Annotated in this window: 12 protein-coding genes; 8 read left to right on the plus strand and 4 right to left on the minus strand. The window is 35.1% G+C overall.

Annotated features, from left to right (window positions below):
- Positions 1 to 113: 113 nt before the first annotated feature.
- The 6 genes from AC06G9_RS09885 (at position 114) to arsC (ending at position 7,050) form a co-directional block, all read left to right on the plus strand.
- Positions 114 to 1,352, plus strand: coding sequence for a Pycsar system effector family protein (locus AC06G9_RS09885; RefSeq protein ID WP_293924981.1), 1,239 nt, complete (start codon positions 114 to 116; stop codon positions 1,350 to 1,352).
- Positions 1,353 to 1,522: 170 nt separating this feature from the next.
- Positions 1,523 to 2,386 (plus strand): SdiA-regulated domain-containing protein, encoded by an 864-nt coding sequence (locus tag AC06G9_RS09890; protein WP_108159795.1) that lies wholly within the window; start codon positions 1,523 to 1,525, stop codon positions 2,384 to 2,386.
- A gap of 4 nt (positions 2,387 to 2,390) precedes the next feature.
- A complete protein-coding gene (locus tag AC06G9_RS09895) occupies positions 2,391 to 3,494 on the plus strand; it encodes a metallophosphoesterase family protein (RefSeq protein WP_248753856.1) in 1,104 nt (367 codons plus the stop codon).
- 146 nt (positions 3,495 to 3,640) lie between these two features.
- Positions 3,641 to 5,980: a hypothetical protein gene (locus AC06G9_RS09900; protein ID WP_248753855.1), complete on the plus strand. Its 2,340-nt coding sequence runs from the start codon at positions 3,641 to 3,643 to the stop codon at positions 5,978 to 5,980.
- A 98-nt stretch (positions 5,981 to 6,078) separates the two neighbouring features.
- A complete protein-coding gene (locus tag AC06G9_RS09905) occupies positions 6,079 to 6,621 on the plus strand; it encodes a YceI family protein (protein WP_094772890.1) in 543 nt (180 codons plus the stop codon).
- Positions 6,622 to 6,699: 78 nt separating this feature from the next.
- Positions 6,700 to 7,050: an arsenate reductase (glutaredoxin) gene (gene arsC / locus AC06G9_RS09910; RefSeq protein ID WP_045754176.1), complete on the plus strand. Its 351-nt coding sequence runs from the start codon at positions 6,700 to 6,702 to the stop codon at positions 7,048 to 7,050.
- A 106-nt stretch (positions 7,051 to 7,156) separates the two neighbouring features.
- Here arsC and truA read toward each other — a convergent pair whose 3' ends face one another.
- From truA to rocD, 3 genes are all read right to left on the minus strand, one after another.
- The gene (gene truA, locus AC06G9_RS09915) at positions 7,157 to 7,957 is read right to left on the minus strand and encodes a tRNA pseudouridine(38-40) synthase TruA (protein WP_293924984.1); all 801 of its coding nucleotides are present in this window, start codon (positions 7,955 to 7,957) and stop codon (positions 7,157 to 7,159) included.
- 272 nt (positions 7,958 to 8,229) lie between these two features.
- Complete coding sequence (locus AC06G9_RS09920; RefSeq protein ID WP_045754178.1) at positions 8,230 to 9,195, minus strand: arginase; 966 nt, start codon at positions 9,193 to 9,195, stop codon at positions 8,230 to 8,232.
- Positions 9,196 to 9,201: 6 nt separating this feature from the next.
- Positions 9,202 to 10,461: an ornithine--oxo-acid transaminase gene (gene rocD, locus AC06G9_RS09925; protein WP_480958039.1), complete on the minus strand. Its 1,260-nt coding sequence runs from the start codon at positions 10,459 to 10,461 to the stop codon at positions 9,202 to 9,204.
- A gap of 129 nt (positions 10,462 to 10,590) precedes the next feature.
- Here rocD and AC06G9_RS09930 point away from each other — a divergent pair, with 129 nt between their 5' ends.
- Positions 10,591 to 11,043, plus strand: a complete 453-nt coding sequence (locus AC06G9_RS09930; protein WP_108159788.1) for an Lrp/AsnC family transcriptional regulator — start codon at positions 10,591 to 10,593, stop codon at positions 11,041 to 11,043.
- Between the two features lie 200 nt (positions 11,044 to 11,243).
- A complete protein-coding gene (locus AC06G9_RS09935; protein ID WP_084405340.1) occupies positions 11,244 to 11,678 on the plus strand; it encodes a nuclear transport factor 2 family protein in 435 nt (144 codons plus the stop codon).
- A 299-nt stretch (positions 11,679 to 11,977) separates the two neighbouring features.
- Here AC06G9_RS09935 and bglX read toward each other — a convergent pair whose 3' ends face one another.
- Complete coding sequence (bglX, locus tag AC06G9_RS09940; RefSeq protein WP_480958040.1) at positions 11,978 to 14,266, minus strand: beta-glucosidase BglX; 2,289 nt, start codon at positions 14,264 to 14,266, stop codon at positions 11,978 to 11,980.
- Positions 14,267 to 14,289: the final 23 nt, after the last annotated feature.

Below are 14,289 nucleotides of genomic sequence, written 5' to 3' on the forward strand. Positions count from 1 at the left end.
GTCGAGCTATCTGTTTTTAAAGGTTTTTTTATCAATAATCGATACCTTCGAGCGGTTAAAGACGTAAGAATTATTGTATTATTTATCCTTATCTTTAAACTATAAAAGCATGAATGAAAAACAAATTGATCACTTATAAAAGTAACTCATATCTCATGGATTATTCTCAATTGATAAAGGAAACTGCAGCATATGTAGGAAAGTATATGGGTGATCATGATCTTTCAAAATTAAGCTTCCATAATAGTGACCATACAGAAGAAGTGGTGGAAGCGGCGCGAACAATGGCATCTTATTATAATTTAGATGAACATGATACCGCAATTGTTACACTATCTGCCTATTTTCACGACCTTGGTTATTGCGTGAATGGTAAAGAAAGTCATGAAGAGAGAAGTGCAGATATAGCTGAAAAGTTTTTCAGGGAAAAAAATGTAGACATTCCTATGATCAGTGCCATTCGCGGATGTATATTAGCAACAAAATTACCTCAATCTCCTCAAAATTTATTAGAAGAAATTGTCTGTGATGCCGACTTGTTTCATTTAGGCAGTGATCGATTTGATGCTCGCAACAAACTAATGCGACAAGAGGTAAAAGCCTGCGGTTATCAGGTCAATAAAGAGGACTGGAGAAAAGGTACTCTCCAGTTAATGGAAAGCCATCATTATCATACGGACTATGGTCGTAAATTTCTGGATCACAAGAAAAAGCAAAATATGGCAACTTTAAAACAAAAAAAAGAATCTGATACAACCGAGTTGGAAAAAAAAGAAAATAAAAAAAACCATAAAAAGGAGCATCAAGCAGAACAGAAAGGTAATAGACCCGAACGCGGTATTGAGACGATGTTCCGAATAACTTCTACCAATAATCAGCGTTTAAGTGATATGGCAGATAATAAATCGAATATCTTAATCACTGTAAACTCCATTATACTATCGGTTGTCATTGCCTTACTACTGCGTAAGTTAGATAGTAATGCCCATTTGATATTTCCCACAGCAATATTGTTATTTACCAGTTTGGCGACTATGGTGATCGCTATTTTGGCAACACGGCCATCTGTTCCAAATGGCAAATATACAGATGAAGACCTGAAGAATAAAAAAGTTAACTTACTGTTTTTTGGTAATTTCTATAAAATGAATTTAGAAAGCTATAGCAGTGGGATGAAACTGATTATGGAAGAACGCGAATACCTGTATAATACCTTGATAAAAGATGTCTACTCACAAGGAGTAGTACTAGGTCGTAAATTTAAATTACTGCGACTAGCTTATAATATATTTATGTACGGTTTAATTGTATCTGTATTTGCATTTCTTGTTGTCGTTATTCTCAATGCTTAGATTTTATAGGTTGCAGGTATGTCAACAAATAAATTGAAAAGCTTACATTTCAAAAACAGTTATAAACTCGTAGAAATGATAAAAATTTAAAAATTGTAGGATTGAGTCATGAACATATCATAACTTTTATGACTTTTACATACTAATGAAGACATTTTGAATTACTGAAAATGAATAATAGAAAATACCTGTTGATCTTACTGCCTTTCGTGTGCTTGTTTTTCTTTTCAGCATGTGCTCAGCATCATATTGTTTACCCAAGTCCAAAGGGTTTTGATTTAAATAATGGAGAGAAGCTGTTTGTTCCAGATGCGCTTCATGAATTATCTGGAATAGCGTTTCCAGAGGAAAGTTCTAACCATATCTTTGCAAATGAAGATGAAAATGGAATCGTATATTTTTTTGCGCCAGGGGAGAAAAAACACCAGGAAATTAAATTTGCGAAGAAAGGAGATTATGAAGATATCGCGATCAGCAATGGTTTTATTATGGTACTTGAAAGCAATGGATCTATTTATACATTCCCCTATACCGATCTGCTTCAGCAAAACGCAGAAAGTGTCAAGGTCGGGAAACACATTATTCCCAAAGCAGAATATGAGTCTTTAGCAGCATCGCCAATGGATAGTTTACTCTATGTTTTATGTAAGAAATGCGCGGTTGATAATAAATCAAAAAGTCTTACAGGTTATATTTTGGCGATTTCTAAAGATGGTGATATTTCACTAAAAAGCGAATTTCAAATTAATGAGCAGCAAATTGATCATTTTAGTAGTTTAAATGGGAAGAAGTTTCGTCCTTCTGCGATGACCAGAAATAAAAAAACGAATCAATGGTATATCCTTTCTTCTATTAATAAAATGCTGGTCGTGACTGATGATAAATGGGAGGTAATTGGTGCCTATCCTTTAAATCCAGCTATCTTCAATCAACCAGAAGCAATTGCTTTTGATCATGCGGGCAATCTATTTATTGGCAATGAGGCTGGAGATAAAAATGGAAAAGCAACATTATTGAAATTTAAATTAAATTGATCACATGTTGAAAAATTGGTTTGTTCTTTTTTTATCATGTCTCACGATCCAAGCTTTTGGACAAGACAGTGTCGTAAATAGGGTCATCTTTATCGGTGATGCAGGTGAAATGAATTTTAAACAAGAAACCATAATACCTCATGCTGCAGCGCTAATTATTAAAGGAAGGAGCACAGTAATGTACCTCGGTGACAATATTTATCCAAAAGGAATGGGACTTTCGGGTAGTAAAGAGGAGCTAGAGACTGCAGCCATTCTACGTTCTCAGTATGAACCTATGCGAAAAGCAGGTGCGCCAGTATATTTTATTCCGGGCAATCATGATTGGGATCGATCTGGAAAAGATGGGCTTGCAAAGATTAGAGCTCAAGGACAATTTTTAGCATCACAAAAGGATTCTCTTTTACGTTTAATTCCATCAAATGGTTGCCCTGATCCGGTAGAAATACCAATTTCAGAGCATATGGTTATGATTGCATATGACAGTGAGTGGTGGTTATTTCCTTATAAAAAGAATGATGGAAGTATGGGGTGTGACTGTAATTCTGAGGCAGAAATATTGGAGAGATTGCGTAAAATACGCGATAAAAATAAAAATAAAACCATATTAGTAACTTCGCATCATCCTTTTTATTCCTACGGTGTACATGCTGGTTATTATTCATGGAAAGATCATATCTTTCCACTTACGATTTTGAATAAAAATTACTACTTACCTCTACCTGTTATAGGGTCGCTGTATCCTTTATTACGATCTACCGCATTTTCAAATCCAGAAGACATGAATCATGCCGCATACAAGCACTTGAAGCAAAGTGTCAAGGAAGTATTTAATGGATTTCCTAACTACTTGTATATTTCCGGACATGACCATGGTCTCCAATTCATTAAAGCGGATGGTCAGTATCAAATTGTTAGTGGTTCAGGTTCAAAAAGCTCATCTATAAAAGGAAATAATCATTTGCTCTATAAGAATTCAATGCAAGGTTTTGTGACTGTCGATATGATGCTCGATAGAAGTACACAAATAACTTATTATACTTATGAGAATAAAGGCATAAAGAAGGATTTTACCTATAATATTCCATTTAAAAATAGTAACTATTAAATATTACAAAGAATTCAAGCATCCAAAATACATGATAACTCAGTTTTTGCTGTTGGTTATTATCCATTAAGCTAATCCTTTAAGAATAGTACATATTCTTTTTTGTTGGAGTCTTGTACTGGAATCTTGATTTTAATTTATAAAATATGCAATCAGCATTATTCAACATTATTAGCGACGAAGAAGATCAATTCCCTATTATTGAAACTCACCTCTCGTTTGAACCATTTCTAAAATATCTGAAAAGAAGATATAACGATGAACTTTTAATAAGGAGGGATTTTTTAACACATGTATTGCATGATTTTGATAACGCTCTTGCAGCGCATGGACCTGTGAATAATGATAACATATTTAAATTCGAACAGGAATTACAACTGATCCATGCGACTCTCAATCCTCTTTTGTCCGATTATGAAGATAACTACTGGGCTATAGGATTTCCATTAGGAAAAACGATATGTTATGGAACGAATAAATTTTACACATTACTGAAGCAGTATAAGTGTGAAAATCAACTTGATGTAGTAGATTGTTCTGATGCTTTTAATGATAAAATGGAGATGTTATATTCATTTATCCTAGAAAGATTATACGGAATAAAATCAAGCAAGCACTTTGAGATCATTCATTCATTTACAGATGACACTTCGGGCTTAGAAAAATATTATAGGATCAATATTGACCATACTTTTGTCGAGGTACAGGTCATCGGGGAACTACCATTTTTTGATCGATCTAAAGTAATCGATGGGTTTTCAAAAACTTTAAATTTTGAAATCATAAAATCATTAATTCCACTAGAAATGATTCGAATGGAAGGTTTTTCAATTTTATCGGTCACAGATATTACAGAACAGCAGGCTTTAGAAAATATCAAAAACATCATTATTAAAGGCATTGATGAAAAAGATTCATATGAACATGTAATTACTGCTTTAAAAACACTTTCAGGAAATTCGGAAATTGATTTTTCGTTATTGCCCTTTTTTAATTTAAATGATCAGGTGGTGTTTGATTTCAAAGAAAGGAAGACATCAGCATTGCTCGATTTAATAAAAGAAAATAACACAAGTCAGCAACGTATTCAAGAATTGTTAGATCAATTTATTCAGAATCCTCAAATTTTAGTGTTCGATGGGAAAGAGGATATCGCTGATAAAACAATTTCATTTTTTTGGGATAGGTTGAAAGATCTTGGCATTCAAAGTTATGCTCTAATTCCAATCGCTCACAATAAAGAAATCGTCGGAATTATTGAGGTTTTTACAAGAACTGATGCAATTTTAGAAGACCAAATACTGGCTCGTATCTTTAGAGCAAGTACCCTGCTTGCCCAGTTATTGAAAGATGAAATTGTCGAATTCCAGACCCAGATCAATGAGGTGATCAAGGAAAAATTTACATCCTTACAATCCGCGGTGCAGTGGAAATTTAATAAAGAGGCTTGGGAATATTTACAACGGATTGAACAAGATAAACCTAAACCTGTTATTGGTGATATCAAATTTGAACAAGTTTATCCTTTATATGGAGCCGTAGATATCAGAAATTCAACCGTTGAAAGAAATAGAGCTGCATTTCAGGATATGATCGTTCATCTTGAACTACTGGAAAATGTTTTGATTCAGCTAAAAAGCCTAAATAATATTGTTATACTAGATGAAATGATTTTCAATTGCCGTAGATGGCACCAAGAACTCAATGAAGAGTTAATGGATATTATTCAGATTCAACTCAATGACTTTTTCAATCAGCATGTGACTGAAGTGTTGACCTACTTCAAAGAAAACTCAGAGCAAGCACATGGAATTATTTCTGAATATGAAAGGGCCATTCATCCCGTACACGGGATTGTATTCAAAAATCGTAATGTCTTAGAAAGATCGATTCAAATTATAAATAGTGGAATCAGTGGTTATCTTGAATTGTTTGACAAGGAACTACAAAATTCTTATCCTTGTTATTTTGAAAAGTTCAGATCTGATGGTGTTGAATATGATATTTATATTGGACAGTCAATTGCTCCCGATAAAAAGTTTAATGAGATATACCTCAAAAATATTCGCCTTTGGCAATTAACATCTATGGCTGCGATCGCAAAGATTACCCATAGTTTGTTGGATCAGATGGAAAAACAATTATTTACGACCCAACTAATTTTTGTTAATGCTACGCTTATTGATATCACTTTTAGAACAGATGAGCATCGATTCGACGTTGAAGGAGCATACAATATTCGGTATCAGATTATTAAGAAAAGAATTGACAAGGTAACGATCAAAGGTACAAATGATCGCCTAACCCAACCGGGTAAAATTGCCATTGTCTATTTTACAAAACGTGAAGAGAAAGAGTATATTGGGTATATTCAATATTTACAAAAGAACGGTACCTTGTTGGATGATATGGAAGAGCTGGAACTAGAAGAACTGCAAGGTGTGAAGGGCTTGCAAGCATTGAGAGTTGGTATTCAGTTGAACTAGGTCTCATATTTAGGTGCAAATACAATTTATATTTTAAGTGAGTAGTGTTTGATAACCAGTGCTCAGTATCTGGAATATCATATTTTAAAAACGAATGAATGATCGCATCAAATAAATGGTCGATTGACCCTAGTCATAGTGAAGTGTCTTTTAAAGTGAAACATTTAATGATCACTACGATAACGGGTTATTTCGAAAAATTTACACTTGAGCTGGAAACTCATAATGACAATTTTAATACGGCTAAAAACATTGAATTTGCTGCCGAAATTAATTCAATTAATACCAATGATAAACAAAGAGATGAGCATTTAAAATCCGCTGATTTTTTTAATGCAAATGTATATAGTCATTTAAGGTTCAGGGGAAGTAAATATCAGGGAGCTAATAGCCACGCCGTATTAACTGGTGCATTAACGATTGGTTCCATTACTCAAACAGTTAAGTTGGAGGTTTCATTTGGAGGAATCGTTATGGATAGTTATGGTCAAACTAAGGCCGGTTTTTCACTAAGTGGTTCATTGAGCCGTAAGAATTTTGGTTTAACCTGGGATGCTGTAACCGAAGCCGGTAATATTGTTGTCAGTGATGAAGTTCGGATCAATGCTGAAATTCAGCTTATCAAACAAATAGAGGTGTAGAAGTCCGCTATAGGTGGCCAATAAGCGATATGGATATGATCAAATGGCTTATTGTTTTAATTGTAATAAATTGTCATCATGATAAAGATATACCACAATAAATTGTGTAGTAAAAGTTGTGCTGCATTGGATTTGTTAATGAGTAAACATGTCGAATTCAATATACAAGAATATATAAATGATGTGCCCAGTAAGGACGAAATGAAAAATCTATTGGCTATACTCAAAATGAAGCCACTTCAGTTAATTAGACATCATGAAACTATATTTCAAGAAAACTTCAAAGATCTTATACTTACGGATAATGAATGGATCGATGTCATGTTGCAACATCCCATTCTTATCGAACGACCCATCGTAGTAAAGAATGGTCAAGCTGTTATTGGTCGTCCAATCGAAAATATAATGAAGCTATTACAAGAGTTTTAGAGCCGTATTTTTCAATCCCATTATGAGAAATGAATACAATAGGGTAATGAATACGATGTTATCAATGAAAAAGTACCAAAAGTATGACAATGACCGCATGCAATATTTAAATCAATAGCCAGTCTGAACTTTGTGTAGGGCTCAAAAAATCAGTTCGTGGGGGCAGGTCTAAATATGGATATTTAACTTTAGAAAGGTATAATCCGACTGGATAGGCTGGGTTTAATATTTTTGGTACATCTAATGTTATTAAATGATTTTCAAATTCATCAATACTCAATTCACCAACAGCTATTTTCAACAATTTACCTGTTATAATACGAATCATTTTTCCTAAAAAGCGATTACTAGCTATATTAAAACGAATCCGATCCCCTTTTGTATTTACATATATTCCGGTCGACGATACTTGACATAGGGTATGCTCATTTTTATCAGGATGAGTACAAAAGGGACGAAAATCTTTGTATTTAAGTAACACTTTAGCGGCCTCGCTCATTTTTTGCAGATCTAAATTTGGATATAAGTATAAAGAACTTTGATTGCTTAAGAAAGGATCTTTATACGTATGTATAAAATAATCGTATTCTCTATGTATAGCGTCAAAACGAGCATGAGGTTTGCCGTCCATTTTTATAATATCGTAAACAGCGATATTGGTAGGAAGAGCTTTGTTTAATCGATAAAGTAAATCAAAATCACATTCTTTTTCCATATCGGCATGAAAAAAATATTGACTGGCATGTACTTGAGCATCCGTACGTCCACATCCAAATATAGTGGTTTGTACTTTTAAAATTTTAGAAAGCGTAGTTTCTAAAACTTCCTGTACACTCTTGACATCTGGTTGTCTTTGCCAACCGCTGTAATCTTGACCTTGATAGGCAATATGGAAAAAAAATCTCAATTTACTTTTGTATATAATACAATTTTACGCAAAAATGCTAGTATAATATTCATTTAGGAGTTTTTTATTATCCAAAAATTGAATGATATCCCATCATATGGAGGGAGATAGGTAGAACCGAAACAGTTCAGTATCGAACACCTGTTAATCATTTTGGATGGAAGAAGATTTTGTTTACAAGATAGTAGATGCCAATTAAGGAATTTTTATAATTGGACAGATGCAATTTAGTTATAAATGTATTATCTGTCCAATGATGAAAGAAGAGATTGTTAACGTGTGCTCAATGCCTCGATTGATTCTGTGACTTGTTCTAAAATTTCGAAAGCAACTTCCGCCATTCGATTGCCTTGACTATCAAGTAGGGGATTCACCTCCACAAGTTCTAAACAGATTACTTTTCCTGAAGCAATGATTTCCTGAAGTATTTCGGTAATTTCTGCTGGATCAAATCCCTTAGGAACTGGGGTTCCAGTTCCATTAGAAATTAATTCACTATCCATACTATCAACATCAAAAGAGACATAGACGATATCACATGCTGCTAATTGTTGTAATGCATCGGCAACACAGACTTTGATACTCCTATTTCTGACCTTTTCAACTGGATATTTTTTGATGGCTAGTTTCTCAATTAAATTTTCTTCTGGTGGTTCTGTATCACGGACTCCAAAATAGATCAGATGTTCTGATCTCAATTTAGCATTTGAAGTTCCAATCGATTTTAGTTTATTCCAATATTTTTTAGTTTCCTCGTCAATGTCATTGATTTGATTTTCAAGATTATCAATGCCTAGTACAGCCGCTAAAGGCATACCGTGTAGATTGCCTGAAGGAGTAGTATAGGGAGCGTGTAGATCAGCATGCGCGTCAATCCATATAACCCCTAAGGTTTTATCAGGAAAAGCTGATTTTATACCACTAATAGTTCCAATTGCTGATGAATGGTCTCCCGAGAATACGAGTGGAAATTTTTCTTCTAATAAACAATCTTCCACGGATATCGCTAATAGCTTGCACTGTTGTAACACCTGTTTGATCCGTCTTCCAAATGGATAAATGAGTGGATCATAGATGGTACCATTGCGTGTCTGTATATCGACGTAAGTGTATGTATTAAAATACTGACTCCCTTTGTTAATTGCAGCAATTTCTATGGCGTCAATACCGAGGTCAGAACCTCGAGTTCCTGCACCAATATCAGATCTGTTTTTAATTAATTGAATCGCTCTTTTCATGAATATTTAGGAAAAGTGTTTTAGGGATTTCTCAATTATTTTTAAACTTTCCTCGATCTGTTCTTGTGTCATAACCAAAGGAGGGGCTAAGCGAATTTTATTGCCATGGGTCGGTTTCGCCAATAATCCATTTTCCTTAAATTTTAAACAAATTTCCCAAGCTAGATCGTCTTCCTCTTCACTATCAATAACGATCGCATTTAATAATCCTTTGCCTCTGACTTCTGTGATGATGGGACATCTGGTCATCATTTCTTCAAGGCCATTTCTAAATAACTGACCCATATTTTCGGCATTCGCGGCCAAATGCTCATCAAGCACGACTTGGAGTGCTTCCATGGATACTGCGCATGCCAAAGGATTACCTCCATATGTTGAACCATGCTCTCCCGGTTTAATGGTTAACATAATCGCATCGTCTGCCAAAACAGCAGAGACAGGAAGTACACCTCCCGATAATGCTTTTCCTAAAATCAATAGGTCGGGCTTAGTACTGTCGTTGTAACCATCGATATCGTAAGAGGCCAACATATTGCCTGTTCGTGCAATCCCTGTTTGGATTTCATCGACAATAAATAGTACATTGTATTTTTTACATATTGCTTTTATACGAGCTAGATAGTCATGATCTGGCACGATGATACCAGCCTCTCCTTGAATAGGTTCAACAATAAATCCGGCTATATTTGCATCATTTTCTAATAAATTTTCAAATGCATCCACATCGTTATAAGGCACTTGAAGCACACCTTCTAGAAATGGTCCAAAATCTTTTTTTGCAGAATCATCGGTAGAAGCCGAAATAATGGAAATTGTCCTGCCATGGAAATTGCCCTGAGCAAAAACAATTTTAGCTTGGTCTTTAGCAATACCTTTAACGAGATAAGCCCATTTTCGACAGAGCTTCATGGCTGTTTCTACAGCTTCTACTCCAGAATTCATGATTAATGCTTTGTCATAACCAAATAGTTTGCAAATGTATTCCTCAAAATTACCCAGTTGATCACTGTAGAAGGCCCTAGAAGTAAGGGTCAGTTTTTCTGCCTGTTGCTTTAATGCTTTAATAATTCTTGGATGACAATGTCCTTGATTTACGGCAGAATAGGCAGAAAGAAAGTCGTAATAGCGACGATCTTCTACATCCCAAACAAATACACCTTTTCCTCTCGACAAGACAACAGGAAGTGGATGGTAATTATGTGCTCCATATTTACTTTCCTTTGCAATGAAGGCATTGCTTTTCGTTTCATTTGTTAAATCATTCATAGTATTGGAATTATCAAATAAATGTACAATATTTAAACTAATTAATCCATGAAAAGTTAAATTAAACTTTTTGTTTGCATTAAAATGTGTAATTTAACTTATTCATTCCAGCATATAGAAAAGTAAACTATGAGTCAATTAGATGATTTTGACAGACAGATTTTGAAACATTTGGAGGCAGATGGACGGATGGCTTATTCAGCTATTGCTGCCATATTAGGAGTTTCCAATACCATGATTCATCAACGAATTACGCGATTAATTGATCAGGGAATTTTAGTAGGGATTAAACCTGTTTTAAATGAAAAAAAACTGGGGTATGATTGGGGAGCTTTTACTGGTATCTCCCTGGAAAAGGATCATGATTCTAAAAGAATTATTGAAGAATTGCAAAAAATACCGGAAGTGACAGAATGTTACTATATCACAGGAAATTATACGCTTTACTTAAAAATTATAGCGAAAGACCATGAGCACATGAGACAGTTATTATATGATAAAATAGATAGTATTCCCGGGATTTCAAAAACGGATACCATCATTGAGCTGGGGTGTGCGTTTAAGCGAAATATCATCTTGTAAATATCCGGCACTTTTTATTTTGGATCGCCCTATTCGATAAGCGATACACAACTGTTTGTAAAAGACCTATCGATCTGCCTTTGGTTTTTGATTAGAGGTCATGTATTGGATTCTTTGAGTTGATTGAATAAAAAAGCGCTCAAATAATTGCATTTAACTAGGGATCAGTACTAAAAAAGGAACATGTAAAATAAAGACCAATGAAAACTTTATTAAAAACATGTGCAACAGCAGCCCTTATCGTCATATCCATATGCACAATGGCTGATGGTAGGCCTGAAAAAAGGACTATCAATCTTTCAATGGCAAAATTGGCCCTAGATCATTATTTAGAAGTCATTACAGAGGGAGAATCTATTGGATTGGAACAATTATTTGCTCCAGAATTCTGCCAACGGATACAAACTGAAAAATCCAAAAGTCACAGTCGTTCCGAAATTATTAACTTTTTAAAAAAGCAGCGAGGAGAAAAATTAAATTGCATCACTTCTTACCAAGTATTGGAACAGTGCCCAAATTCTATGATTGCGAAAGTTACTTTGAAATTTGAAAATTTTACCATGACAGATCTTGTTACCTTAATTAACGAAGACGGTGCTTGGAAAGTCCTTACGTCGGTTCATACCTATCAATAAGCTGATGATTTTACCCTCATTAATTTTTTGAAAATCGATTTCAATTAAACTATACCAACAATCAATCATATGTTTAGTTAGTAAAGCCCCGTCGTGAGATGCGGCTTTTTTATTTTAAGTCAGCAGCCTATTTTTGCGATCGCGACATACAATTCATTTTGCAGTAAATATTAAGTAAGAATACTACTCATATTGTGAGGGATGCATGATGGAGTAGATGACCTATTATATTTTTTTAATAACATAAAAAAAGGAGCTATCTCATTTAAGATAGCTCCCACGTTAAAAAGAGTAATCAATTATTTTAATTGGAATTTACTTTCTAATAAATCTTGAGAATTTTTACCGATATATAGGATAAAATCTCCAGGCTCAGCTACAAATTTTAAGTCATTATTATAAAATTTCAGTTCTTCCTCAGAAACTGTAAAGTTGACTGTTGTAGATTCGCCAGCCTTTAAAAATACTTTTTTAAAACCTTTTAATTCTTTGACAGGACGTGTAATTGAACCAACAACATCTTTAATATAGAGCTGAACAACTTCCTCACCATCATATTTACCCGTATTACTCAATGTGACAGACGCTTGGATAGATTGTCCTGCTTTAATAGAAGATTTGTCTAATTTTAGATCAGAGTAATCGAATGTAGTGTAACTTAATCCATATCCAAAAGGAAAAAGTGGGCTGTTGATCACATCGATATAATTAGATCTAAATTTTTGAAAGGATCCGCCTTCAGCCAAAGGTCTACCTGTATTTTTATGTGCATAATAAATGGGCATTTGTCCAACATTTCTAGGGAAGGTAGCTGTTAGTTTTCCAGACGGATTTACATCACCAAATAATACTTCTGCAACAGCAGCTCCTGTTTCAGATCCTCCAAACCAAGCATTTAAGATCGCTGGAACGTGTTCATTTTCCCAAGTTAAGGTCATTGGTCTACCTGCAAATAAGACGAGTACGACGGGCTTACCTGTTTTTAATAATTCCGACAAAAGACGTTGTTGTATCGCAGGAATACCAATTTCTGTACGGCTTGAGCTTTCACCAGACATCTCCGATGATTCACCTAATGCCGCTACAATAACATCTGCTTGGGCAGCGATCTGTAAAGCCTCAGCAACAATTTCAGATTCAGGTCTATTGTCTCTCGGTATCGTACGGCCAAACATAGTCGCATGTTCCTGATATACGGCATCTTCTAGCAAGTTTGAACCTAAGTGCGTTACGATTTTCACTTGATTGCCTAAAACAGATTGCATGCCTTCGACTAGGGAAGGAGTATTGACTAAGTCAGAACTTACTGACCATGTACCCACCATATTTGCTCGCGTATTTGCTAAAGGTCCTATAACAGCCACAGTACCTTTTTTCTGTAAAGGCAGAAGTTGGTTGTCATTTTTTAACAGCACAAAAGATTTTGTAGCGGCATCGCGTGCAACTTTTAGATTTGCAGGTGTCAATAACTCAGTTTGAGCACGATCTTCATTGCAATAGCGGTAAGGGTCTTCAAATAAACCTAACTTATATTTCGCTTCCAACACCAATCGACAAGCGCGATCAATATCACTTTGTGAGACTTTGCCATCTTGGAGTGACTGCTTTAAAGTGTTCAGAAATCCTTCAGATACCATATCCATATCTACACCTGCTTTTATAGAAAGTGCCGATACTTGTTTTAAATCTCCTAAACCGTGGTCGATTAACTCAGAAATTCCAGTATAATCTGTTACAACCATACCATTAAATCCCCATTCTTTGCGAAGAACATCAGTAACTAACCATTTATTAGCCGTTGCTGGTGTTCCATTGATATCATTAAATGAAGTCATTACTGTTCCAGCTCCAGCTTCTACAGCTGCTTTATAAGGAGGGAAGTATTCATTATACATACGGTGAAGACTCATGTCGGTCGTATTATAATCTTTTCCCGATTCAGCAGCTCCATATAGTGCCCAGTGCTTTACACAAGCCATCATGGTATTTACTGCTGTTAGATCATCGCCTTGATATCCTTTGACCATTGCTCTTGCAATTTGAGAGCCTAAATAGGGGTCTTCTCCAGAACCCTCAGAAATTCGTCCCCAGCGTGCATCTCTAGAGATGTCAACCATTGGAGAGAATGTCCAATTGATTCCGTCTGCGGTAGCTTCCTGTGCTGCTATACGCGCAGTTTTTTCAATTAAAGGTATGTCCCATGTGGCAGAAAGCCCCAGTGGAATTGGAAAAGTCGTTTTGTATCCATGGATGACGTCAAGACCAAATATCATCGGAATTTTTAATCTTGTTTTATTGACAGCAAGTTCTTGAGCAGCGCGAATTTTTTTAGGTGTAGTCATAGAAAAGATTCCACCAATTTGACCAGCTGCAATTTTTGCTTCAACTCCAGTGCTAGCCGTAGTACCTGTGGTTACCTCGCCCGCAGTAACTAAGTTTAGCTGACCAATTTTTTCATCTACTGTCATTTTTTTCATCAGTTCAGAGATAAACTTATCCATTTTAGGATCTTGTTTTTTCGCTGGCTGTGTGAAAGCCAGTGTCGGAACCAATGCAACAGCGACTAATAAGGAAGTCCATTGTTTCATGTTCTAATAGTTATTGTGTGTGA

The sequence above is a fragment of the Sphingobacterium sp. MAE genome, from assembly GCF_056711605.1.

What these genes read in the sequence shown, in the direction of transcription:
- AC06G9_RS09885 (WP_293924981.1), top strand. Translation starts at nt 114, where the DNA reads ATGAAAAACAAATTGATCACTTATAAAAGTAACTCATATCTCATGGAT.
- AC06G9_RS09890 (WP_108159795.1), top strand. Translation starts at nt 1,523, where the DNA reads ATGAATAATAGAAAATACCTGTTGATCTTACTGCCTTTCGTGTGCTTG.
- AC06G9_RS09895 (WP_248753856.1), top strand. Translation starts at nt 2,391, where the DNA reads ATGTTGAAAAATTGGTTTGTTCTTTTTTTATCATGTCTCACGATCCAA.
- AC06G9_RS09900 (WP_248753855.1), top strand. Translation starts at nt 3,641, where the DNA reads ATGCAATCAGCATTATTCAACATTATTAGCGACGAAGAAGATCAATTC.
- AC06G9_RS09905 (WP_094772890.1), top strand. Translation starts at nt 6,079, where the DNA reads ATGATCGCATCAAATAAATGGTCGATTGACCCTAGTCATAGTGAAGTG.
- arsC (WP_045754176.1), top strand. Translation starts at nt 6,700, where the DNA reads ATGATAAAGATATACCACAATAAATTGTGTAGTAAAAGTTGTGCTGCA.
- AC06G9_RS09920 (WP_045754178.1), bottom strand. Translation starts at nt 9,195, where the DNA reads ATGAAAAGAGCGATTCAATTAATTAAAAACAGATCTGATATTGGTGCA.
- rocD (WP_480958039.1), bottom strand. Translation starts at nt 10,461, where the DNA reads ATGAATGATTTAACAAATGAAACGAAAAGCAATGCCTTCATTGCAAAG.
- AC06G9_RS09930 (WP_108159788.1), top strand. Translation starts at nt 10,591, where the DNA reads ATGAGTCAATTAGATGATTTTGACAGACAGATTTTGAAACATTTGGAG.
- AC06G9_RS09935 (WP_084405340.1), top strand. Translation starts at nt 11,244, where the DNA reads ATGAAAACTTTATTAAAAACATGTGCAACAGCAGCCCTTATCGTCATA.
- bglX (WP_480958040.1), bottom strand. Translation starts at nt 14,266, where the DNA reads ATGAAACAATGGACTTCCTTATTAGTCGCTGTTGCATTGGTTCCGACA.